This window comes from Streptomyces sp. NPDC058457 (genome assembly GCF_042720695.1).
Taxonomy (GTDB): domain Bacteria; phylum Actinomycetota; class Actinomycetes; order Streptomycetales; family Streptomycetaceae; genus Streptomyces.
In genome coordinates, this window is sequence record NZ_JBHXLU010000032.1 from 60,676 (window position 1) to 81,772 (window position 21,097).

The window sequence follows — 21,097 nt, forward strand, 5'->3', positions numbered from 1 at the left end:
TTACAACGGGCGGGTGTGAGGCAAGTCCTAGGCCCAGACGGCCTGGGCGATCGCCACCCCGGCGAAGGCCGCCCCGAGGCCGGCCACGAGACTCGCGACGACGTTGGCGGCAGCGTAGAGCCCCGCGCCGGTCTCGGTAAGCCGGAGGGTCTCATAGGAGAACGTCGAGTACGTCGTCAGCGCCCCGCACAGCCCGGTGCCGAGCAGCAGCTGGAGGTGCGGGCTCGCCGCCCCCGCCGAGGCGGCGCCGGTCAGCAGGCCCAGGATCAGGCAGCCGGTGACGTTCACCACGAAGGTGCCCCAGGGGAAGACGGAGTCGTGCCTGGCCTGGACGGCGCGGTCGGTCAGGTAGCGGAGCGGAGCACCGGCGACGGCTCCGAGGACCACCAACAGCCAGTTCACAACGACTTCTTACCCTTCACGTCCGTTTTGCCCGTGTCGCCCGTGCGGCCGACGTACCTGATGACCTCGCAGTCGTCCAAGGTCACGAGCCCCTCGGTCACCAGTTCGTCGAGCTCCGGCAGGAAGGCCCGGACCCGCTCCTCCGTGTCCACGACCACCACCGCCACCGGCAGGTCCTCGCTCAGGGACAGCAGCCGGGAGGTGTGGATGCGGGAGGAGGCGCCGAAGCCCTCGATGCCCCGGAAGACGCTGGCTCCGGCGAGTCCGGCCCGGTGGGCGCGGTGCACGATCTCCGTGTAGAGGGGCTTGTGGTGCCAGGTGTCGTCCTCGCCGATGTAGACGGTCAGGCGCAGGGCGCGGCCGGTCAGTCTCGTCATCGCTGCCTCCGGGTGAGGACACGACGGGTCACGGTCGCGGCGCACCACACCGCCGCGAGGGCCGCGCACAGGGTCGCGGCGAGGTAGGCGAGGCCGGTGCCGGGCCGGCCGTGGTCGACCAGTTTCTGGATGTCGACGGCGTAGGTGGAGAAGGTGGTGAAGCCGCCGAGGACGCCGGTGCCGAAGAAGGGGCGGACCAGGCGGTGCGCCGGGAGCCCTTCGGTGATCAGGACCAGGAACGCGCCGATCACCGCGCAGCCGATGATGTTCGTCCAGAAGGTCGCCCAGGGGAATCCCCCGGCGGCCGTGGGCAGGGCCAGGGCGAGGGCGTAGCGGGCGACGGCACCGATCGCGCCGCCGGCCGCGACCACCGCGACGACCGGTGTCTGGGCACGCCACTCGGACCGCCGCTGGGGGCTCGGCTGGACACGGAGGCTCTCGGCTTCCGGGGCTGTCATGGTCGTACGTCTCCTGTTCGGCGCCGCCCCCTGACGGGTGCCTCAGGGTACCGCCGGGCGTACCCGGCGGTCACTTCGCGGTGGGGGCCGCGCAGACCGCGACGCCGGGCTCCCGGACGCTGCCGAGGACGAGGTGGCGGCCGGTCCGGCAGACGCTGGTGACCATGCGGAAGCCGGAGTTGCGGCGGGCCAGGTGGTGGACGACCCGGCCGTGGTCGTCGAGCGCCAGGACGGCGATGGTGCCGACCGGGCGGTAGGGGGCGTGCACGGCGGCCCGGGCGGCCGCCCGGCGGACGGCGAGCGGGGCCCGGTGGAAGAGGTCGAGCGGGGGGTTGCGCGGGCCCGCGAGGGCGACCCAGATGAGGTCGTCCTCACGCCAGATGTTGTCGGGCATGCCGGGGAGCTCGGCAAAGAACTCCGCGCTGCCGGTCCGCGGGCCGGTGAGCCAGTAGCGGGTGAGGCGGTACCCGCCGGTCTCGGCGACGACCAGGAAGGTGCCGTCGCCGCTCACGGTCAGCCCGTTGGCGAACTGGAAGCCCTCCCAGGCCACTTCGGCCGTGCCGGCACCCGGCGCGAGGCGCAGCAGGCGGCCGGTGCCGCTGTGCTCGACGATGTCGCCGATCCACTGGTCGAGAGGGAAGCGGCGGCTGGAGGCGGTGAAGTACACGGTGCCGTCGGGCAGGGCGACCACGTTGCTCGCGAACCGCAGCGGCTCCCCCTCGACCGTGTCGGCGAGGACGCGGACGGCACCGTCGGCGAGGCCGACGCGGAGCAGGCCGCGTTCCGCGTCGCAGACCAGCAGGTCGCCGTCGGGGAGGAGGTCGAGCCCGAGCGGGCGGCCGCCGGTGCGGGCCAACGTCCGGACCCGGGCGGTGTCCGGGTCGCCGAGCCCGTCCAGGCGCAGGATGCGGCCGTCCTCGACGCCGGTCAGGACCCCGCCGTCCGGATCGGTCACCACGTCCTCCGGGCCCCGGCCGCCGATGGCGACGTAGTGGAGGGGGACGAGGCGCGTGGGTCGGTCCATGAGTCCCATGGTGGCAGGCGGAACCGGTCTCACCAGCCCTTGTCGAACATCCGGGCCACTTCGGCGATCCGGATCTCGTCGCGCCGGTAGTAGACGCGGTACCGGATGCGCTTGGTGCGCAGCAGGCCGAGACGGGCCAGCAGGCCCAGATGGGTGCCGGCGACCTTGCGGGAGACCCCGAGCTTGGCGGCGACGGCCCGGACGGTGACGCCGTCCTCGGTGAGGTCGGCGTGGCGCTGGGGCGGGAAGTGGGCCGCCGGATCCTTGAGCCAGTCCAGAATCTCCAGGCGGCTTGCGCTCGTGGCGTTCCTCAGCATCCGACCGGCCTCCGTCCCTGCCTCCTCGCAGTGTGTGTTCCCACTGTCCCGCAGCCGAAGCCCCCACGTCAGGGAGTCGGGACGCGATGTCCGAGATCGAACGGCCGTACGAGATAGGCCGGTCGGGGGCTTGCCCGCGGGGCGGGTACCGGGCAGCCGGCCCGGGCAGTCGACCCGGGCCCGACACCGGCGGACCCCGCCCCGGACAGGGCGGAGGGGCCCGACCGTCCCCTTACGGCCGGGCCCCCGTCAGTGGTGGCTCAGCGGTGGCTGAACCACGCCATGGAGGACAGCGCCTTGTCGTCGTAGCCGAACAGGGCCTGGTTCTCCCAGCCGTTGCCGGAGGTGGCGTCGGTCGGGTCCCAGCCGTTGCCGGTGACGGCGGTCCAGGTCGCCTCCCAGTAGAAGACGCCGAGGCCACGGCCGTTCGGGACGGCCTCGACGATGTTCGCGACGGAGTTCATCCAGGCCAGCTGGCCGGCGGCGGTGGCCGGGTAGCCGGTGACCAGTTCGCCGCTGGTGTCGATCTGGTTCTCCAGCGAGTCGTCCTGGGCGAGGGTGAACGGATAGGCGGTCTCGGCGATGAAGACCGGCTTGGAGTAGCGCGAGGCCACGTCGTCCAGGGTGGTCTGGGCGGCGGCCAGTGAGCCGTGCCAGTAGCCGTAGTACGACAGCCCGATCACGTCGTAGTTGATGCCGTAGGTCTTGGCGTTGTCGAACCACCAGCGGACCGTGGCGTCGTCACCGGCGTTGGCCAGGTGCAGGGCGACCTGGGTGGAGGAGGAGACCGCCTTGGCCGCGCTGTAGCCGGAGTTGATCAGGCCGGCGAGCTGCGACCAGTTGCTGGTGGAGCCTTCGGACCAGAGCATGCCGCCGTTGATCTCGTTGCCGATCTGGACCATGTCGGCGGTGGTGCCCTGGGCCTTCAGCGCGTTGAGGACGTCGTACGTGTGGTTGTAGACGTCGGTCTTCAGCTGGCTGTAGGAGTCGTTCGCCCAGGCGGCGGGCTTGGTCTGGGCGCCCGGGTCGGCCCAGGTGTCCGAGTAGTGGAAGTCGACCAGCAGCTTTATGCCGGCGGCCTTGATCCGCTTGGCCATGGCCAGGACGTGCGCCTTGTCGTTGTAGCCGTCGGCCGGGTTGACCCAGACCTTCAGGCGCGCGTAGTTCATCCCGGCGTTCTTGAGGATGGTGACCGCGTCCCCGGTGGTGCCGGAACTGGTCTTGTAGACCCCGCCCTTGGCCTCGCTCTTGGCGAGTGACGAGATGTCGGCGCCCTTGATCGACAGGCCGGTCGCCCCGGAGGCGAAGGTCAGGTCGTCGACGTTGATCCAGTTGCCCGCGTTGGCGTCGGAGTAGACGCTGACCGTGCACTGGTTGTTGGTGACCGCGATCGAGGTGACGATGCGGACCCAGCTGCTGGTGGAGACCGGCAGGTCGGTCTTCTGGTCCGAACTGCCGCAGTTCTTCAGGGATATGTAGGCGGAGTTCTGCCCGCCGCTGGAGCGGACCCAGGCGGTGAGCGTGTAGGTGCCGTTGGTCAGCCCCGACAGGTACTGGTAGGTCTCCACCTTGTAGGCGGAGGCCGAGTAGTGGCTCAGGCGGTAACTGCCGCTGTGGCCGCCGGACTCGGTGTACGAGGCGCCCGTGTCGCCGTACTCCGACCAGCCGGTGGGCGTGGCCACGCCCGCACCGTCGGACTCGAAACCGCCGTTGGTGAGGGTGCTCGCCGCCTGGGCGGTCTGGGCGGGCAGAGCGGTGAGGGCGAGCCCGGCCAGGAGCGGCAACAGCAGGGCTCTGATGGTGCGTCTGGGATGGAACATCATCGTCCGTCGTCCCTTCGACGTGACTGGGGGTGGGGATGTCCTCCGGTGCGACCGGGCTCCGGTACAACCGGATTCCGGTACGGCCGGAGGAGAGCCCCTCCGCCCGCGGCTCTCGTGGCACTCGCGGACGGAGGGGAGTCTCGGCGGCGCGGGCACGGCGGCCCCGGGGCCCGCGCCGCGGTTCAGCCGTCGAGTCGTACGACCCGCACGGCGCCCGCCGGGACCGCGAGCCGGCCCGCGGCGCGTTCGCCCGTCAGCAGTTCGGTGCCGTGCGCCTCCAGCGGCACCTTGGCGTCGGTGGCGGTGTGGTTGATCGCGAACAGGAAGGAGCCCGACTCGCCGGTGCGGCGGACGACCTCGACGTCACGGGGCAGGTCGGCGCGGGGCGCGATGCGGGCGTCCTCGGCGGCCCAGCCGAGCAGGGCGTCCAGGCCGTGCGCGTCCAGGCGGGTCGAGACGTACCAGGCGGTGCCCTCCCCCAGCCGGTGCCGGGTGACCGCCGGGTGGCCGGCGGTGAGGCCGTCGGCGTAGGTCCAGACGGTCTCGGCGGCGCCCGGGACGACGAACTCGGTCCACACGTCGCCGGTCAGCTCGGAGCCGTCGGGGCCGGTGAGACGAACCAGCTGGTCCTGGAGGAGCGGCGAGAACTCCTCCACCGTGAGGCCGAGGACCTCGCGCAGGGTGCCCGGGTAGGCGCCCTCGTGCACCGCGTCGTGCTCGTCGACGATCCCGGAGAAGTACGAGACGACGAGGGTGCCGCCGTTCTCGACGTACTCGCGGAGGTTGTTCCCGGCCGCCTCTGTCATCAGGTACAGAGCCGGTACGACGACAAGGGGATAGGCCGACAAGTCGGCTTCCGGGTGGGCGAAGTCGACCGTGAGGTGGCGGTCGTAGAGGGCCTCGTAGAAGGCGTCGGCGCGTTCGCGCGGGTCGTGGTCCTCGCTGGGGCGCCACTGGAGGTTCTGCGCCCACCAGGACTGCCAGTCCCACAGGACGGCCACGTCCGCCTGGGTGCGGGAGCCCTTGATCTGCGCCAACGAGTCGAGCGAGGCGCCGAGTTCGGCGACCTCGCGCCACACCCTGGTCTCGGTGCCGCCGTGCGGGAGCATCGCGGAGTGGAACTTCTCGGCGCCGCGCCGGGACTGCCGCCACTGGAAGAACAGCGCGCCGTCGGAGCCGCGGGCCACGTGGGCGAGGGAGTTGCGGGCCATCTGGCCGGGGGCCTTGGCGGGGTTGCGGGGCTGCCAGTTGACGCCCGAGGTGGAGTGTTCGAGCAGCAGCCAGGGGGCACCGCCGGCGACCGAGCGGGTGAGGTCGGCGGCCATCGCGAGGTTGACGTGGGTGCGGCGGCCGTCGGTGATCAGGTAGTGGTCGTTGGTGACCAGGTCGACCTCGCGGCCCCAGGCCCAGTAGTCCATGGAGTCGCACTGGCTCAGCGCGGTCATGAAGTTGGTGGTCACCGGGACGCCGGGCGAGAGGCGGTGCAGGATGTCCCGCTCCATACGGAAGTTCTCGCGGATGGTGGCGTCGGTGAACCGCTTGTAGCCGAGCGCCTGGCCCGGGTTGCCCACGGTCGGGGTGACGCGCGGCGGGTTGATCTGCGCCAGGTCCGTGTAGTGCTGGCCCCAGAAGGCCGTTCCCCAGGCCTCGTTGACCGCGTCGACGGTGCCGTAGGTGTCGGCGAGCCAGCGGCGGAAGCGGTCGGCGCAGGAGTCGCAGTAGCAGGCCGAGACGGGGACGCCGTACTCGTTGTGGACGTGCCACATGGCGAGGGCCGGGTGGTCGCCGTAGCGCTCGGCGAGGCGGGTGGTGATGTTCGCCGCCGCCGCGCGGTAGTCGGCGTCGGAGTGACAGATGGCACCGCGGGAGCCGAACTCGTAGCGCACGCCCTCCGCGGTGACCGGCAGGGCCTCGGGGTGGGCGCGGTAGAACCAGGCGGGCGGCGCCACGGTGGGGGTGCCGAGGTCGACGCGGATGCCGTTCTCGTGCAGCAGGTCGAGGACCCGGTCGAGCCAGCCGAAGTCGTACTCCCCCGGGGCCGGCTCCAGCAGGGCCCAGGAGAAGATCCCGACGCTCACCATCGTGACCCCGGCCTCGCGCATCAGCCGGACGTCCTCGTGCCAGACGCTTTCCGGCCACTGCTCGGGGTTGTAGTCCCCACCGAAGGCGAGCCTGGTCAGGCCCCTGGGGGTGGTGTCCGGCATGGATCTCTCCCGTTTAATCGATCATTTGGGAACGTTCACACACATCGATCGTGGCGTGAGCCCAACATAACCGCACAGCAACAACCATTGACAAGTGTCCGGGATGTTTCTCTACTGTGAACGCTCACAGAGCATGACACGGACTCGCGACGGGCGATGATCCGGGTCTGTGTTGTCTGGAAAGCTCACACATTCATCTGCATGGCAGGTTCCCGCGACGGGCGGGGACCCAGGTCAGGGGAGAGATCCATGCCGCACACGAAGCGCCGCCGCCTCGTGACAACCGCCGTCGCCATCTCGCTCGGCGCCACCGCCCTCGCCGCCTGCGGCTCGTCCGACGACGACAGCAAGGCCGACTCCGGTCCGGTCTCGCTGACGTACTGGGCCTGGGCGCCCGGTATGGACAAGGTCGTGGACCTCTGGAACAAGGGCGAGGGCAAGAAGGACCAGATCACCGTCACGGTGAAGAAGCAGGCGTCCGGCGACACGCTGGTCACCAAGATCCTCACCGCGCACAAGGCGAAGAACGGCCCCGACCTGGTGCAGGCCGAGTACCAGGCGCTGCCCACGCTGGTCAGCAACGACGCGGTCGCCGACATATCGAAGAACGTCGGCGACGCCGAGTCCAAGTTCGCCGACGGCGTCTGGCAGCAGGTCACGCTGGGCACGGACGCGGTGTACGCGGTGCCGCAGGACATCGGCCCGATGATGTTCTACTACCGCGCGGACCTCTTCAAGAAGTACGGCCTCAAGGTGCCGACCACCTGGGACGAGTTCGCCCAGGACGCCCGTCAGCTGAAGAAGAAGGCGCCCGACCTCGACCTGACCACGTTCTCCGCAAACGACTCCGGGCTCTTCGCGGGCCTCGCCCAGCAGGCCGGCGCCAAGTGGTGGACCACCTCCGGCGACAAGTGGAAGGTCGCCATCGACGACGCGGCCACCCAGAAGGTCGCCAGTTTCTGGGGCGGCCTGGTCAAGGAAGGTGTCATCGACAACCAGCCGATGTACACCCCGGCCTGGAACAAGGCGCTGGACACCGGCAAGCAGATCGCCTGGGTCTCCGCCGTGTGGGCACCGGGCACGCTGACCACCGCCGCGCCCGACACCAAGGGCAAGTGGGCGATGGCCGCGCTCCCCCAGTGGTCCGCGTCCGAGAACGTCACCGGCAGCTGGGGCGGCTCCTCCACCGCCGTGACCACGGACTCCAAGCACCAGGCGGCCGCCGCCAAGTTCGCGGCCTGGCTGAACACCGACGGCGAGGCGCTCAACGCGCTGGCCAAGGAGAGCGGCATCTACCCGGCCGCCACGAACGCCCAGACCAGCGGCGCCTTCGCCACCTCGCCCGACTACTTCTCGAACCAGTCGGACTTCTACACCAAGGCCGCCGAGATCGCGAAGACCACGGCGCCCTCCGCCTGGGGCCCGAACGTGAACGTCGCCTACTCGTCCTTCAACGACGCGTTCGGCGCCGCCGCGAAGAACAAGTCGGACTTCACCGCCGCCCTGAAGAAGATGCAGGACGACACGGTCGCCGACATGAAGAAGCAGGGCTTCGAGGTCTCTCAGTGACCAGCCCCGCCAGCCGGAGGTCGTACGGGGTCAAGGGGGCCCCGTACGCCTTCCTCCTCCCCGCCACGATCCTCTTCGCCCTGTTCTTCGCGCTGCCCATCGGGTACGCGGTCTGGCTCAGCTTCCGCAAGGTGCACGTCTCCGGCCTCGGCCTGGGCGCCGGCGCCCGCAGCGAGGTCTGGGCCGGCCTGGAGAACTACAAGGACGCCCTCACCGACAACGAGTTCTACGACGGTGCGCTGCGCGTCCTCGGCTACGGCTGCATCGTCGTCCCGGTGATGCTGGGCCTCGCCCTGCTGTTCGCCCTGATGCTGGACTCCGAGCGGGTCCGCCTCGCCCCGTTCACCCGGCTCGCGATCTTCCTGCCGTACGCCATCCCCGGCGTGGTCGCCGCGCTGCTGTGGGGCTTCCTGTACCTGCCGGACGTCAGCCCCTTCTACTACGTGCTCGCCAAGCTGCACCTGCCGCAGCCGAACCTGCTGGACGGCGGGCCGCTTTACCTGGCCCTGTCCAACATCGCGGTCTGGGGCGGCACCGGCTTCAACATGATCGTCATCTACACCTCGCTCCGGGCCATCCCCGCCGAGGTCTACGAGGCGGCGAAGCTGGACGGCGCCACCCCGCTGCAGACCGCCCTGAAGATCAAGATCCCGATGGTGGCGCCCTCGCTGGTGCTGACCTTCTTCTTCTCGATCATCGCGACGCTCCAGGTCTTCAACGAGCCGATGACCATCAAGCCGTTCACCAACTCCGTCAACCTGAGCTGGAGCCCCCTGATGAAGGTGTACCAGGACGCCTTCCGCCGGGGTGACATCTACTCGGCAGCCGCCGAGGCGACCCTGATCGCCATCGCCACGCTGGCGCTGTCCTTCGGGTTCCTGCGGGCCGCGAACCGCCGCAACAAGCAGGAGGCAGCACAGTGAGTTCTCTTGCCGTCCGCAAGGCCGCCCCGGCGGCCGGTACGACGCCCGGGACCGCGCAGGGACCGCCGCTGCGCCGCCGTATCGCCCTGGTCCCGACGCTCACCCTTCTTCTCGGCGCGGTCTACACGCTCCTCCCGGTGGCCTGGGTGGTGATCGCGTCCACCAAGTCCGGCAGCGAGCTGTTCTCCACGTTCACCTTCCTGCCCGGCTCCGGCTTCGCCGACAACCTGAAGGACCTCAACGCCTACCGTGACGGCATCTACTGGAAGTGGATGGGCAACTCCGCCCTGTACGCCGGTCTCGGTGCCGTGGTCTCGACGGGCGTGTCGGCGTTCAGCGGCTACGCCCTGGCGACCTACCGCTTCAAGGGCCGCGAGGCCATCTTCAACGTGCTGCTCGCCGGCGTGCTGATGCCCCCGGTCATCCTCGCCATCCCGCAGTACCTGCTGCTGGCCAAGGCGAACCTCTCGGACTCCTACCTGTCGGTACTGCTGCCGCAGATCCTCTCCCCGTACGGCGTCTACCTCTCGCGGATCTACGCGGCCGCGGCCGTCCCCTCCGACGTGGTGGAGGCCGGGCGGATGGACGGGGCGAGCGAGTGGCGGATCTTCACCCGGATCGCGCTGCCGATGATGATCCCCGGCATGGTGACGGTGTTCCTGTTCCAGTTCGTGGCCGTGTGGAACAACTTCCTGCTGCCGTACATCATGCTGAGCGACGACGAGAAGTTCCCGCTGACGGTCGGCCTGTACACGCTCCTGGAGCAGGGCGCCAGCACCCCGGCCCTGTACACCCTGGTGATCACCGGCGCGTTCCTGGCCGTGCTGCCGCTGATCGCGCTCTTCCTGGTCATTCAGCGCTTCTGGAGCCTCGACCTGCTGTCCGGGGCCGTAAAGTCTTGACTTCCTCCCCCCTCGTGAACGAGGGGATTCCTACGGCTCGCGCCGTGGGGTTTTCTGCTTCGTCGCCGACTGCCCGCCCGGAGTTCTCCGTTGAGGTCTTACACCGGCTCCACAGACTGTCACCGCCAGCCCGGCGGCCAGGAGGTTGTTCGCCGCGTTCACGTCCCGGTCATGGGTCGTACCGCAGCCCTCGCACGTCCACGTACGGACGCTGAGCGGCATCTTCTCCTGCAAGGTGCCGCACGCGGAGCACAGCCTGGAGGAGGGGAAGAAGCGGTCCACGGCAATCACTTCCCGCCCGTACCAGGCGGCCTTGTACTCCAGCATGGAGCGGAACCCGCTCCAGCTCGCGTCCGAGATCGCCCGGGCGAGCGTGTGGTTCTTGACCATGTTGCGCACGGTCAGGTCCTCGATCACGAGCGTTTGGTTTTCACGCACGAGTCGGGTGGTCAGCTTGTGCAGGTGGTCGCGGCGCCGGTCGGCGATCCGGGCGTGGATCCTGGCGGCCTTACACCGGGCTTTGCGACGGTTGGCGCCGTCGCCCCGGGCCTTGCGGGACAACTCCCGCTGGGCCTTGGCCAGACGCACACGGTCACGCCGTTCGTGCCGGGGATTGGCGACCTTCTCCCCGGTGGAGAGGGTCAGGAGGTGGTCCAGGCCGACGTCGATGCCGACCGCCGTGTCAAGGGCGGGAAGCGGTCCGACGGTGGGGTCGTCGCACAGCATGGAGACGAACCAGCGTCCGGCCGCGTCCTGCGACACGGTCACGGTGGACGGCTGCACTCCTTCGGGCAGCGGCCGGGACCACACGATGTCCAGCGGTTCCGTCATCTTCGCCAGGGTCAGCGCGCCGTCCCGGAAGCGGAAGCCGCTGGTGGTGTACTCGGCGGACCTGCGCGACTTCTTCCGCGACTTGAAGCGCGGGTACTTCGCCCGCTTGGCGAAGAAGTGGGTGAACGCGGTCTGCAGGTGCCGCAGTGTCTGTTGCAACGGCACCGAGGAGACATCGTTGAGGAAGGCCAGTTCCTCGGTCTTCTTCCACGCCGTGAGCATGGCCGAGGTGGCGTTGTAGTTGACCCTCTCCTGTCGCGTCCACGCCTCGGTACGGGCCGCCAGCGCCAGGTTGTAGACCTTCCGCACGCACCCGAACGTGCGCGACAGCTCGGCCGCCTGCGCATCGGTCGGATGGAAGCGGTACTTGAACGCCCGCTTCACAGGGCTCATGGTCACGCTCACAAACTAGACTTGTTGCAGGTGAGGATCAAATCTGCCGGTCAGAGCACTGCGATCCGCCCTGGCGGCGAATCCCAGCTCCCTGCCCCGCTCCGCAGGGGTCTCGATTCCTCCTCCGGCTGAAGCCGGGGGTATCCACGAAAGGACTCAGATGAGCAGCAATGCGGGGGGCCGACGCAGACCGCCGACGATCCACGACGTGGCGCGCGAGGCAGGCGTCTCACGAGGCACTGTCTCGCGCGTACTCAACGGCGGGCACTACGTCAGCCCCGCCGCCCAGGAGGCGGTCAACGACGCCATCCGCCGGACCGGGTACGTCGTGAACCGGCACGCCCGCTCGCTGATCACCGGGCGTTCGGACTCGGTCGGCTTCCTGCTGACGGAGCCCCAGGAGAGGTTCTTCGAGGATCCCAACTTCAATGTGCTGCTGAGCGGTTGCACGCAGGCGCTGGCGAGCCACGACATCCCGGTGCTGCTGATGCTGGCGGGCACGAAGGACGAACGGCGGCGGATCACGCGGTATATCACCGCCGGCCACGTCGACGGGGTGCTCCTGGTGTCGAGTCACTCCGGTGACCCGGTCGCGCAGGAACTGCGCGAGGCGGGCGTACCCCTGGTGGCCTGCGGCAAGCCGATCGGGCTCGGCTCGAAGGTGAGTTACGTGGCCGCCGACGACCGGGACGGCGCCCGTGACATGGTCCATCACCTGCTGTCGCTGGGGCGCCGCCGGATCGGCATGATCACCGGCCCGCTCGACACCCCGGGCGGTGTCGAGCGGCTCGCCGGGTACAAGGAGGTCCTCACCGAGGCGGGCGTCGAGATCGACGAGGCACTCGTCGTGTCCGGGGACTACAGCAAGGCGAGCGGTGAGGCGGGGGCGGAGCGGCTGCTCGCGCAGGCCCCGGACATGGACGCCGTCTTCGTGGCCTCCGACCTGATGGCGCAGGGTGTGCTGGCGGTGCTGCAGCGGGCCGGCAAGCGGGTGCCGGATGACATCGCTGTCGGCGGCTTCGACGACTCCCCGGCGGCCACGGCGGTGACCCCGGCGCTCACCACCATCCGCCAGCCCTGGGACCGGATCAGCACCGAGATGGTCCGCGTATTGCTCGCCCAGATCGGGGGCGAGGACCCGGCGGCGGTGATCTTGCCGACAGAGCTGGTGGTCCGCGACTCCGCGTGAGCCGGGCCGCGCGCTCCGGGGTACCAGGAAAGGCCTTCAGGCGTCTGCTGCCCCGTTGTGGCTGGTTGCGCCCAGGCGGCGGAGCCGCATGTTCAACACGGCCCCGCGCCCCTATGGGGCACTACCAGCCCTGTCTCGTATGCAAGGACGACCGCCTGGGCGCGGTCGCGCAGGCCGAGCTTGGCAAAGATGCGCGCCACATGAGACTTGACTGTGGCCTCGCTCAGCGTCAACTCGACGGCCAGCTCCGTGTTGGACAGGCCGCGGCCCATCAGGGTCAGCACCTCCCGTTCACGAGGGGTGAGCGCGGCCAGGTCGGCGGGCACGGCCTCGGCCGTCCGCCCGGCCCCGGCCGCGTACCGCTCCACCAGACGCCGGGTGATCTGTGGCGCCAGCAGGGCGTCTCCGGTGCCGACGAGCCGTACGGCGGCCGCCAGGTGCTGCGGGGTGACGTCCTTGAGCAGGAAGCCGCTGGCCCCGATGGCGAGCGCCTCGTACACGTACCGGTCCAGGTCGAACGTGGTCAGCATCAGCACCCGGCAGCCGGGGGCCTCGGCCAGGATCCGGCGGGTGGCCTCCAGGCCGTCCATGGTGGGCATGCGGATGTCCATCAGCACGACGTCCGGCTTGAGTTCCCTGACCGCGGCGACCGCCTCGGCGCCGTCGGCGGCCTCGCCCACCACCTCGATGCCCCGGGCGGTGAGGATCAGCCGGAAGCCGGTGCGGATGAGCGTCTGGTCGTCGGCGATCAGGACGCGGGGCGCGTCCGTGGTCATGGGCGGTCCAGAGGGATGCGGGCGCGGACGCGGTAGCCGCCGCCGAGTCTTCGCCGGGCGTCCAGGTCACCGCCGTAGACGGCGACCCGCTCGCGCAGGCCGAGCAGACCGCGCCCGGTGCCCGCGCGGTGCGGTCCCGGTACGGCCGGTGCGGCACCGGTGAGCACGCTGGGGCCGGTGTTGAGCACCTCGACGCGCAGGGCGTGGTCGGCGTAGCGCACGGTCACCTCGGCCTTGCCGCCGTCGCCGTGCCGGAGCGCGTTGGTCAGGGCCTCCTGGACGATGCGGTAGGCGGTCAGATCGATGCCCTGGGGCAGCGGCCGGGGTTCGCCTGAGACGCGGACCTCGACGGGCAGGCCGGCGAACGATATCCGGTCGACGAGGTGGCCGAGCCGGTCGAGGCCGGGCTGCGGGGCGAGGCCCGGGCCGGGGCCGTCGGCGCTCACCGTGCCGTCCTCCCCGTCCGGTGCGGGAGCAAGCAGCCCCAGGAGGTGTCTGAGGTCGGTCATCGCGCCCCGCCCGGCGTCCTCGACGGCCCGCAGGGCGGTCGAGGCCTCGTCGGGCATGGTCCCGAGCACCTCGCGGGCGGCGCTCGCCTGGACCACCATGAGGCTGACGTTGTGACTGACGATGTCGTGCAACTCGCGGGCGATCCGGTCGCGTTCGGCCGCGATCGCGGCCTCGGCGGCGCTTTCCCGCTCCCGCTCCAGCAGCCAGCCGCGCTCCCCGACGGCCGCCCGCCACCGGCGTCGGGTGCGCACCAGCGCCACCGTCAGCACCACGACGGCCGCGCACGCCACCGCGAGCGCCGCCGCCACCACGTCGTGTCCCCCCGAGTCTCCCCCCATGGCCACACTGTCGCAGACGGTACTGACATCCGCATCGGCCGGTGGATGCAGCGGTCTGCACCCGTGGGATGAGTTCGGCCCCCGGGTGCCATCCGGGGACGGATGCCCGTCTCCCGGTCCTGCCTCTAGCGTCCTGTGCATGGTCACTGAGTTGAGAACGGGAGACACCGTCGTACGGCTTGACGGGGTACGCAAGGAGTACGGCGAGACGGTCGCCCTGGACAGGGTGTCGTTGGAGATCCGGGCCGGGGAGGCGGTCGCAGTGATGGGGCCCTCCGGCTGCGGGAAGTCCACCCTGCTCAACATGATCGCCGGTCTCGACCGGCCGTCGGCCGGGAGGGTCGTCGTCCACGGCGAGAGCGTCGGGGAGTTGAGCGAGACGGGGCTCGCGCTGTACCGGCGGCGCCGGATCGGCATGATCTTCCAGTTCTTCAACCTCGTCGACGACCTGTCGGCGCTCGACAACGTGGCGCTCGCCGCCCAGTTGACGGGAACACCCGCGCGGCAGGCCCGGCGGCGGGCGCTGGAGCTGTTCGAGGAACTCGGCATCGCCGGCCGGCGCAGCGCCTATCCTGCGGTGCTCAGCGGTGGCGAGCGGCAACGGGTCGCCGTGGCACGCGCGTTGATGAACCGGCCCGCGCTGCTGCTGGCGGACGAGCCGACCGGTGCGCTGGACAGCCGGGCCGGGGAGCAGGTGATGGACCTGCTGATCGACCTCAACCAGATCGGGCAGACCCTGGTCATCGTCACGCACGACGAGCATCTGGCTCAGCGCTGTGCGAGCCGGCTGGTCCGGCTGGCCGACGGCCTGATCACCGGTGAACACACCCTGGAGACGACGGCATGAGCGCGGTGTGGAAGGCCGCGCGGGCGGCCGTGCGCAGGCGCAGACTTCAGACGCTGGTGATCTGGCTGGTGACCCTGGTGTCGACGGGGTCGATCGTGGTCGCGCTGGGGTTGGTGGACGCGGCGTCGGCGCCGTTCGACCGGGTCTTCGGCGAGCAGCGGGGACCGCATGTGGTCGCCGAGTTCGCCTCGGGCAAGGTGTCCGACGCCCAACTGACGGCTGCGGCACGGAAGCCCGGGATCGAGGCCGTGGCCGGTCCGTTCCCGCAGACCACGCTGGACGTTCCGCGCGACGCGGCGGATCTGGGTCTCGGCGGCGAGGTCACGGTCACGGGCCGTTCCGGGCCCGGTGGCCCGGTGGACCGGGTGCACCTGTGGGCGGGCCGGTGGCCGGCCCGGCCGGGCGAGATGGTCCTCAACCGGCAGTCCGACTGGACCGGCGCCGACCTCGGCAAGACGTTCCGGCTGCCGTCCGGGCCGACCCTGACCATCGTCGGATTCGCCTTCGACCTCAGCGACACGACGGACGTGTGGGTCGCCCCGGCCCAGATCGCGGCCCTGCACCCGAACACCACGCAGATGCTGTACCGGTTCCGGGACGCGTCTTCGCAGAGCGCGCTGCGCGCGGGACTGGCCCGGGTGACCGAGGGGCTGCCCGAGGGTTCGCTGAGCGGATCGCAGAGCTACCTGACGCTCAAGGACCGGATCGGCAGCAGCGCCCGCGCGTACGCCCCCTACCTCACGGCCTTCGGCGTCCTCGGCATCCTGGTGGCGGTGCTGATCGTCGCCAGCGTCGTCGGCGGCGCCGTGGTCTCGGGCTTCCGGCACATCGGCATCCTCAAGGCCATCGGGTTCACTCCGGGGCAAGTGCTGGGCGTCTATCTCATGATGGTCTCCGTACCGGCCGTACTGGGCTGTGCGCTCGGCACATTCGTCGGCAACCTGCTGGCCAAGCCGTTCTTCAGGTTCGTGTTCACGGGGCCGGACTCGGGCGTGTTGCACGAGGAACTCGGCATCGCGCCCTGGGTGAACACACTGGCCCTGCTCGGCATGCCGCTGGTCTGTGTGCTGGCCGCGCTGGCCCCCTCGGTGCGGGCCCAGCGACTGTCGGCGGCGCGGGCGATCAGCGCGGGCAGCGCACCCGCTGCCGGGCGGGCGCTCGGCATCCAGCGCCGACTCGCGGGGCTGCGGTTGCCACGGTCGGTGAGCCTCGGGGCGGGTCTGCCGTTCGCCCGGCCCGCGCGCAGCGCGCTCACGCTGGCCGCGGTGGTCCTGGGCGTGACGACGGTGACGTTCGCGACGGGGCTGGCGACGACCATGACCCTCTTCGGAGACGGCGGCAAAGATGCGTACGACGTCACCGTGTACGCGAGCGACCAGGTCCGTGGCAGGCAGGTGCTGCCGGTCCACGGCGACCGCGAACTCCAGTCGCTGCTGGGTTCGTTGCCCGGCGCGGCACGGGTGACGGCCCGCGGGGACGAGGACGCGCGGCTGGTGGGTTCCACCCAGCGGATCACCTTCGAGGGCAGGCGCGGGCCGGACCTGCCGCTGGAGGACGTGCTTGTCCGGGGCCGCTGGATGCACCGTCCGGGAGAGGTCGTGGTCGGCTCGGCCTTCCTGCGCCGCAACGGGGTGCGCATCGGTGACCACCTCCGGGTGCACAAGAGCGGCCGCGAGGAGGAGGTCACGGTGGTCGGCGAGCTGATGCAGTCGAACGACCGGGTGATCGTCGGCACCTGGCCGACGTTCACCGCGCTGGTCCCGGACGGAAAAGCGTTCGCCTATCACGTCAAACTCCGCAAGGGCGCGGACATGACGGCGTACGCACGCGCCGCCCGAGGCCTCGACAAGGGGCTCAGCACCCAACTGACCAGCCCCAGCAGCGGCGCCGAGACCATCATCGGCTCGGCGACCGCCCTCACCCTGATGCTGGCCCTGGTCGCCTCCCTCGGCGTGTTCAACACGGCGGTGCTCAACACCCACGACCGGCGCCGCGACCTCGGCATGCTCAAGTCGATCGGTATGACCCCGCGCCAGGTGACGGTGATGACGGTGACGTCGATGGGCGTGCTCGGGGTGATCGGGTCGGTGCTGGGCGTCCCGCTGGGCATCGCCGCCTACGAGGTGGTCGTCCCGCGGATGGCCGCGGGGATCGACATCACCCTGCCGTCGTACATGACGGACGTCTGGCACCCGCCGAAGCTGGCCGGAGTCGCGCTGGCGGGTCTGGTGATCACCGTGGTGGGCACCCTGGTCCCGGCCCGGCGCGCGGCCCGCCTCACCGTCGCGGAGGTACTGCGCAACGAGTGACCCGCGGGGAGTCCGCAACCGGTCAGGATCGAAGAAGCCGCGGCGGGCTCCCCCGCCCTAGCGTGAGACCACCGACGGGAACCGTCGGCCCACGCACCTCAGAAGGAGAAGGACCCATGACCGCAGGCGTACAGACGATCATCTACCCCGTCAAGGACGCGGCGCAGGCCAAGGCCCTGTTCAGCGCGCTGCTGGGCGTCGAGCCGTACGCCGACGAGCCGTACTACATCGGGTTCAAGGCCGCGGGGCAGGATGTCGGCCTCGACCCGAACGGGCACGCCCAGGGGCTGACCGGGCCGACGCCGTTCTGGCACGTCACCGATCTGCGGGAGCGGCTGGCGGCACTGCTGGCGGCGGGAGCGGAGCTGGTCCAGGACGCGCGGGACGTCGGCAACGGCCGGCTGGTCGCCTCGGTGAAGGACGCCGACGGCAACATGGTGGGCCTGCTCCAGAACCCGGTGGCCTGACCGTCGTACTCCTCGGACGACTGCTTGCACCCGCACTAGTTGCGCACTCAACAATTGGCCTGATCGGTGTTACGGTGCGGGTATGGCAGTGAAGACGGCCGAGGCCCGGCTCGAGGAACAGTGGCGGGACATCCTGTCGGTGCACGCGCGCACGATGTGCGAGATCGACCGGGTGCTGCATCCGCACGGGCTGGGCGCGAGCGACTTCGAGGTGCTGGACCTGCTCGCCACCGAGACCCCCGCCGAGGGCGACCACTGCCGGGTGCAGAACCTGGTGGGCCGGGTCCACCTGAGCCAGAGCGCGCTCTCCCGGCTGATCGGACGGCTGGAGAAGGACGGCCTGGTGGAGCGGTCGGTCTGCGTCGAGGACCGGCGGGGCGTGTGGGTCGCGCTCACCGCCAGGGGCCGCGCCCTGCACGCCGAGGTACGGCCGCTGCAGCGGGCGGTGCTGGAGCGGATGCTCGAAAGGGCGGACGTCCAGGCGGTTCGGTGAAGTCGGGTGCGGGACCGCGGCGCGCTTGGCGCCGGGCTGAGGCGTGCCGCCCCGGGCTACCGGACTCGAACCGGCTCAGACCTTGCGGTCACAATCTCGAAGATTGAAGCGGCTTTCCCAGCACGCCTTTGCCCGCGGCGGGTGATCACAGCCTACCGGCGACCTGCAAGCGCGACCGGGCGAATTACGTTGCCCGATTCGGCACTGGGCGCTCCGCTGGAAGTGCCGCGATGCGCCGTCGTCGGTTCGCGGTGCCGCCGTGGCCGGTCGCGCCCACGCGGCGGTAGCCGCACACGCGATACAGCCCCGCGCCCCCTCGGGGCGCTGCCGCTCAGAGCGCGAACTCGATCCCGTCGGGGAGGACCTCGACCCCCTCCGCGGCCACCTGGGCGCGGGCCCGGGACGCCGGGTCGACCAGGGGGTTGGTGTTGTTGAGGTGGGTGTAGATCCGGCGGGTGCGGGGATGGCGGGCCAGGGCGGCGAGGCTGCCGTGCGCGCCGGAGACCGGGAGATGGCCCATCGCCGCCTGCCGGGGACCGGAGCGGACCGTGGTACCCATCTCGCGGGCGGTGAAGAAGGTGCCGTCGAGCAGGACGCAGTCGGCCTCCGCGCAGAGTTCGTCCAGGACGTCGCTCCAGGCGCCCACGCAGGGGGCGTAGAGCAGCACTCCCCCGGTGGCCAGGTCCTCGACGCGGTACGCCGTGACCCAGCGGCCGTCGGCCTCGGCGAGTGCGGCCGGGACGTACGCCGGGACCTTGGCGCCGACCGGGTGGGCGGTGACCACCAGGCCGCCGGCCAGCACGAAGCCGCCGTCGGCCAGGCTGTCGGCCCACTCCCAGGGGGCATAGCGGTCGAGGGCGCCGCGGGCCGGGGCCAGCACCGTCTGCACCGGCGGGGCCGCGTACACCTTGAGGTCCGGCGCCCCGCGCAGCACGGTCAGGCCGGTGACATGGTCGGCCTCGGCGTCGGTGAGCAGCACGCCGCGCACCGGGGTGTCCCGGGGGCCCGGTCCCGGCCACAGCGCGGCCGTGGCCGTGAGCTGGGCGCGGATGTCCGGGGAGGCGTTGAGCAGCCACCAGTCCCGGCCGTTGCCGGTCAGGGCGACGCACTCCTGGGTCCGGGAGGGCAGCTTGCCGTCCCGGGCGGCGGCGCACAGCGCGCAGGCGCAGTTCCACTGCGGGAATCCGCCGCCCGCGGCGGTGCCCAGCAGGACGACCCTCACGACGATCCGCCCCTCTCGGTCTCCCCGGCCCCTGCTGGGATCTTCCCTCAGGATGGGCCGCGCTACCCGCGGGAGGGGGGAACTTCCGGCCGTCCTTCGGAAGGCCGCCGGTCCACCGGGCGGCGCGGCGGAATCGGTTCCGACGGGAAGTCGCGGCCACCGGTCCACAGCGCGGGTACGGCGTCGCAGCGGCGGCACAGCTCGTAGGCGACCGCCTCGTAGTTGACCCGCCAGCCGTGGAAGTGCGGCCAGGCCTCCGCGGTGCCGCGCTCGGCGCGGAAACCGGTCTTCTCCAGCATGGTCACGGCCTCCTCGAACTCGCCGTACGTCAGCTCGATGGGGGCGTCCGGGGCCGGGTCGGTGTCGAAGGTCGCCCGCACGGATGCGGCGATGTCACGCAGCGCGGTGAACCCGGCGCGCAGCACCAGCCGGGCCTCCGGCGGGGCGGTGCGCGGGGCGAGCGCCAGTTGCATGGCCGCCGCGTCCATGACGGCGATCAGCCCGACCAGCCAGCTGCGGTAGGGGCGGGGCGAGCGGAACGCCAGCAGCACCGGGTAGGTGGCGTGGCTCTCCCCCATGTCGGCGGCCAGCCGCTCCCAGGACCGGTACAGCTCGGGCAGCGCGGTCTCGGTGTCGACCAGCCACTGCCGGGCGAGGATCTCCGGCCCCCAGGCGGGCTCGCCGGCCCGGGACTGGAGGAGGGTGACCTCCAGTTCGCGGCGGTTGTAGGCGGCGTACAGCGTGGGCAGGTAGGCGATCTGGAGCGCGATGACGACCGGGCCGGTGGCGGCGGCCACGAAGTCGAGCGCGGACAGCCGCAGCCGGGCGCCGCTGGCGAACCCGAGGGTGAACAGGCTGGAGCCCGCCTCCCGGAACGCGATGCTCCAGGACAGCGGGGAGAACGCGTACAGCAGCAGGCCGAAGCCGAGGAACGCCCCGCCGAGCCAGGCGGCCAGCATGCCGACCAGCATGAGCGGGGCGAGCCAGGTCTGTGCGCGGTCGATGGCACGGTAGCCGCCGCGGTGCGCGGTGAAGCAGAGCACGCGGCGCAGGCCCCACCACAGCCGGTACACCAGCACGGAGTACAGGCCCCGGGGGACCACGAGCGTGCGCAGGATGCTGCGCAGGACCAGGATCAGTACCAGTGCCCCGGCCACCCCGGAGATCCATTCCATGGCGCCATTCTGGCCCGCCCGGCGGCCTCCCGGTGACCGGAGCCCTTCGTTCAGCCCGCTGGCCGGACCAGCAGGGTGCGCACTCCCTCCGAGGTCAGCGTCAGCGCGTGCGCCGAGCTGCCGTCTATGGCGAGCGAGAGGTTGTCCTCGGGCCACTGCGAGGCGAGCGCGCCGAGCGGCACCACGCGGTAGCGGGAGACCGTCGGCAGCAGGCCGGTCAGCTCCCCCTCCGAGGTGAACACGGGGACGACGGGGTCGCCGTCGGGGCGTTCCAGGACGGGCAGGGCGATCATCGCGGGGTCGGCCGCCTCCGCGGCGTCGTCCGGCACCGGGACCAGCACGTCACTGTGCGCGAGCGTGTCCAGCGCGGCAGGGTCCTCGGCGTTCACGGCCAGCGTGTCGAGCGCCCGCTGGGCCGGCGTCGGGAAGTCGTCGTGTGCGGGTGTCTCCATGGCAGATCCCCAGGTAGCGGTGTGTCACAGGCCGCAGGACCGGCAGGGCACCGGGCGGCCACGGCACGCGTACCCGGTCGGGGCCGGGGCATGCGC

21 protein-coding genes and 1 tRNA gene are annotated in these 21,097 nt (G+C 71.1%); 8 read left to right on the forward strand and 14 right to left on the reverse strand.

Features of this window, described 5'->3' with window-relative positions; all coding sequences use genetic code 11:
• Positions 1–27: 27 nt before the first annotated feature.
• The 7 genes from crcB (ACFWPS_RS24865) to ACFWPS_RS24895 form a co-directional block, all read right to left on the reverse strand.
• Positions 28–402, reverse strand: coding sequence for a fluoride efflux transporter CrcB (gene crcB / locus ACFWPS_RS24865; RefSeq protein ID WP_383708358.1), 375 nt, complete (start codon positions 400–402; stop codon positions 28–30).
• Positions 399–779: a DUF190 domain-containing protein gene (locus ACFWPS_RS24870; RefSeq protein WP_383708359.1), complete on the reverse strand. Its 381-nt coding sequence runs from the start codon at positions 777–779 to the stop codon at positions 399–401. The genes crcB (ACFWPS_RS24865) and ACFWPS_RS24870 overlap by 4 nt, the downstream gene beginning before the upstream one ends.
• A complete protein-coding gene (gene crcB / locus ACFWPS_RS24875; protein ID WP_383708360.1) occupies positions 776–1,237 on the reverse strand; it encodes a fluoride efflux transporter CrcB in 462 nt (153 codons plus the stop codon). Before crcB (ACFWPS_RS24875) ends, ACFWPS_RS24870 begins: the two co-directional genes overlap by 4 nt.
• A gap of 70 nt (positions 1,238–1,307) precedes the next feature.
• Positions 1,308–2,261, reverse strand: coding sequence for an SMP-30/gluconolactonase/LRE family protein (locus tag ACFWPS_RS24880; RefSeq protein WP_383708361.1), 954 nt, complete (start codon positions 2,259–2,261; stop codon positions 1,308–1,310).
• Between the two features lie 29 nt (positions 2,262–2,290).
• Positions 2,291–2,578 carry an ArsR family transcriptional regulator gene (locus ACFWPS_RS24885; RefSeq protein ID WP_383708362.1) on the reverse strand — a complete coding sequence of 96 codons (288 nt, stop codon included), beginning with the start codon at positions 2,576–2,578 and terminating at the stop codon, positions 2,291–2,293.
• 260 nt (positions 2,579–2,838) lie between these two features.
• Positions 2,839–4,398, reverse strand: coding sequence for a glycosyl hydrolase 53 family protein (locus ACFWPS_RS24890; RefSeq protein ID WP_383708399.1), 1,560 nt, complete (start codon positions 4,396–4,398; stop codon positions 2,839–2,841).
• A gap of 185 nt (positions 4,399–4,583) precedes the next feature.
• A complete protein-coding gene (locus ACFWPS_RS24895; RefSeq protein ID WP_383708363.1) occupies positions 4,584–6,605 on the reverse strand; it encodes a beta-galactosidase in 2,022 nt (673 codons plus the stop codon).
• A 249-nt stretch (positions 6,606–6,854) separates the two neighbouring features.
• Here ACFWPS_RS24895 and ACFWPS_RS24900 point away from each other — a divergent pair, with 249 nt between their 5' ends.
• Genes ACFWPS_RS24900 through ACFWPS_RS24910 form a run of 3 tightly spaced genes read left to right on the forward strand, consistent with a single transcriptional unit; the run spans position 6,855 to position 9,999 of the window.
• Positions 6,855–8,174 carry an ABC transporter substrate-binding protein gene (locus tag ACFWPS_RS24900; protein ID WP_383708364.1) on the forward strand — a complete coding sequence of 440 codons (1,320 nt, stop codon included), beginning with the start codon at positions 6,855–6,857 and terminating at the stop codon, positions 8,172–8,174.
• The gene (locus ACFWPS_RS24905) at positions 8,171–9,097 is read left to right on the forward strand and encodes a carbohydrate ABC transporter permease (protein ID WP_383708365.1); all 927 of its coding nucleotides are present in this window, start codon (positions 8,171–8,173) and stop codon (positions 9,095–9,097) included. The genes ACFWPS_RS24900 and ACFWPS_RS24905 overlap by 4 nt, the downstream gene beginning before the upstream one ends.
• Positions 9,094–9,999 carry a carbohydrate ABC transporter permease gene (locus ACFWPS_RS24910; RefSeq protein ID WP_383708366.1) on the forward strand — a complete coding sequence of 302 codons (906 nt, stop codon included), beginning with the start codon at positions 9,094–9,096 and terminating at the stop codon, positions 9,997–9,999. The genes ACFWPS_RS24905 and ACFWPS_RS24910 overlap by 4 nt, the downstream gene beginning before the upstream one ends.
• A 30-nt stretch (positions 10,000–10,029) precedes the next feature.
• On the opposite strand, the gene ACFWPS_RS24915 is transcribed toward ACFWPS_RS24910, so the two are convergent.
• Positions 10,030–11,223: an RNA-guided endonuclease InsQ/TnpB family protein gene (locus ACFWPS_RS24915; RefSeq protein ID WP_383708400.1), complete on the reverse strand. Its 1,194-nt coding sequence runs from the start codon at positions 11,221–11,223 to the stop codon at positions 10,030–10,032.
• 160 nt (positions 11,224–11,383) lie between these two features.
• Here ACFWPS_RS24915 and ACFWPS_RS24920 point away from each other — a divergent pair, with 160 nt between their 5' ends.
• Complete coding sequence (locus ACFWPS_RS24920) at positions 11,384–12,412, forward strand: LacI family DNA-binding transcriptional regulator (protein ID WP_383708367.1); 1,029 nt, start codon at positions 11,384–11,386, stop codon at positions 12,410–12,412.
• Positions 12,413–12,504: 92 nt separating this feature from the next.
• Here the strand turns inward: ACFWPS_RS24920 and ACFWPS_RS24925 are convergent, their stop codons facing one another.
• Together ACFWPS_RS24925 and ACFWPS_RS24930 are read right to left on the reverse strand one after the other, a co-directional pair.
• A complete protein-coding gene (locus tag ACFWPS_RS24925; protein ID WP_383708368.1) occupies positions 12,505–13,188 on the reverse strand; it encodes a response regulator in 684 nt (227 codons plus the stop codon).
• On the reverse strand, positions 13,185–14,036 hold the full coding sequence (locus ACFWPS_RS24930) for a sensor histidine kinase (protein ID WP_383708369.1): 852 nt from the start codon (positions 14,034–14,036) through the stop codon (positions 13,185–13,187). The genes ACFWPS_RS24925 and ACFWPS_RS24930 overlap by 4 nt, the downstream gene beginning before the upstream one ends.
• A gap of 139 nt (positions 14,037–14,175) precedes the next feature.
• Here ACFWPS_RS24930 and ACFWPS_RS24935 point away from each other — a divergent pair, with 139 nt between their 5' ends.
• The 4 genes from ACFWPS_RS24935 (at position 14,176) to ACFWPS_RS24950 (ending at position 18,152) form a co-directional block, all read left to right on the forward strand.
• Positions 14,176–14,883, forward strand: coding sequence for an ABC transporter ATP-binding protein (locus tag ACFWPS_RS24935; protein ID WP_383708370.1), 708 nt, complete (start codon positions 14,176–14,178; stop codon positions 14,881–14,883).
• A complete protein-coding gene (locus ACFWPS_RS24940; protein ID WP_383708371.1) occupies positions 14,880–17,192 on the forward strand; it encodes an FtsX-like permease family protein in 2,313 nt (770 codons plus the stop codon). Before ACFWPS_RS24935 ends, ACFWPS_RS24940 begins: the two co-directional genes overlap by 4 nt.
• Before the next feature lie 116 nt (positions 17,193–17,308).
• Positions 17,309–17,659: a VOC family protein gene (locus ACFWPS_RS24945; protein ID WP_383708372.1), complete on the forward strand. Its 351-nt coding sequence runs from the start codon at positions 17,309–17,311 to the stop codon at positions 17,657–17,659.
• Between the two features lie 82 nt (positions 17,660–17,741).
• Complete coding sequence (locus ACFWPS_RS24950; RefSeq protein WP_383708373.1) at positions 17,742–18,152, forward strand: MarR family winged helix-turn-helix transcriptional regulator; 411 nt, start codon at positions 17,742–17,744, stop codon at positions 18,150–18,152.
• A gap of 50 nt (positions 18,153–18,202) precedes the next feature.
• Here ACFWPS_RS24950 and ACFWPS_RS24955 read toward each other — a convergent pair.
• From ACFWPS_RS24955 to ACFWPS_RS24970, 4 genes are all read right to left on the reverse strand, one after another.
• A tRNA-Arg gene (locus ACFWPS_RS24955) sits at positions 18,203–18,288 on the reverse strand.
• A 195-nt stretch (positions 18,289–18,483) separates the two neighbouring features.
• Positions 18,484–19,374 (reverse strand): pyrroloquinoline quinone biosynthesis protein PqqB, encoded by an 891-nt coding sequence (gene pqqB, locus ACFWPS_RS24960; RefSeq protein WP_383708374.1) that lies wholly within the window; start codon positions 19,372–19,374, stop codon positions 18,484–18,486.
• A gap of 62 nt (positions 19,375–19,436) precedes the next feature.
• A complete protein-coding gene (locus ACFWPS_RS24965) occupies positions 19,437–20,549 on the reverse strand; it encodes a hypothetical protein (protein WP_383708375.1) in 1,113 nt (370 codons plus the stop codon).
• 50 nt (positions 20,550–20,599) lie between these two features.
• A complete protein-coding gene (locus tag ACFWPS_RS24970) occupies positions 20,600–21,001 on the reverse strand; it encodes an SseB family protein (protein ID WP_383708376.1) in 402 nt (133 codons plus the stop codon).
• Between the last annotated feature and the right edge of the window lie 96 nt (positions 21,002–21,097).

Bases quoted from the DNA above. Each gene is read 5' to 3' on its own strand.
- ACFWPS_RS24870 (WP_383708359.1), bottom strand. From the start codon at position 779: ATGACGAGACTGACCGGCCGCGCCCTGCGCCTGACCGTCTACATCGGC.
- crcB (WP_383708360.1), bottom strand. From the start codon at position 1,237: ATGACAGCCCCGGAAGCCGAGAGCCTCCGTGTCCAGCCGAGCCCCCAG.
- ACFWPS_RS24880 (WP_383708361.1), bottom strand. From the start codon at position 2,261: ATGGACCGACCCACGCGCCTCGTCCCCCTCCACTACGTCGCCATCGGC.
- ACFWPS_RS24885 (WP_383708362.1), bottom strand. From the start codon at position 2,578: ATGCTGAGGAACGCCACGAGCGCAAGCCGCCTGGAGATTCTGGACTGG.
- ACFWPS_RS24890 (WP_383708399.1), bottom strand. From the start codon at position 4,398: ATGTTCCATCCCAGACGCACCATCAGAGCCCTGCTGTTGCCGCTCCTG.
- ACFWPS_RS24895 (WP_383708363.1), bottom strand. From the start codon at position 6,605: ATGCCGGACACCACCCCCAGGGGCCTGACCAGGCTCGCCTTCGGTGGG.
- ACFWPS_RS24900 (WP_383708364.1), top strand. From the start codon at position 6,855: ATGCCGCACACGAAGCGCCGCCGCCTCGTGACAACCGCCGTCGCCATC.
- ACFWPS_RS24915 (WP_383708400.1), bottom strand. From the start codon at position 11,223: ATGAGCCCTGTGAAGCGGGCGTTCAAGTACCGCTTCCATCCGACCGAT.
- ACFWPS_RS24920 (WP_383708367.1), top strand. From the start codon at position 11,384: ATGAGCAGCAATGCGGGGGGCCGACGCAGACCGCCGACGATCCACGAC.
- ACFWPS_RS24925 (WP_383708368.1), bottom strand. From the start codon at position 13,188: ATGACCACGGACGCGCCCCGCGTCCTGATCGCCGACGACCAGACGCTC.
- ACFWPS_RS24930 (WP_383708369.1), bottom strand. From the start codon at position 14,036: ATGGGGGGAGACTCGGGGGGACACGACGTGGTGGCGGCGGCGCTCGCG.
- ACFWPS_RS24935 (WP_383708370.1), top strand. From the start codon at position 14,176: ATGGTCACTGAGTTGAGAACGGGAGACACCGTCGTACGGCTTGACGGG.
- ACFWPS_RS24940 (WP_383708371.1), top strand. From the start codon at position 14,880: ATGAGCGCGGTGTGGAAGGCCGCGCGGGCGGCCGTGCGCAGGCGCAGA.
- ACFWPS_RS24945 (WP_383708372.1), top strand. From the start codon at position 17,309: ATGACCGCAGGCGTACAGACGATCATCTACCCCGTCAAGGACGCGGCG.
- ACFWPS_RS24950 (WP_383708373.1), top strand. From the start codon at position 17,742: ATGGCAGTGAAGACGGCCGAGGCCCGGCTCGAGGAACAGTGGCGGGAC.
- ACFWPS_RS24965 (WP_383708375.1), bottom strand. From the start codon at position 20,549: ATGGAATGGATCTCCGGGGTGGCCGGGGCACTGGTACTGATCCTGGTC.
- ACFWPS_RS24970 (WP_383708376.1), bottom strand. From the start codon at position 21,001: ATGGAGACACCCGCACACGACGACTTCCCGACGCCGGCCCAGCGGGCG.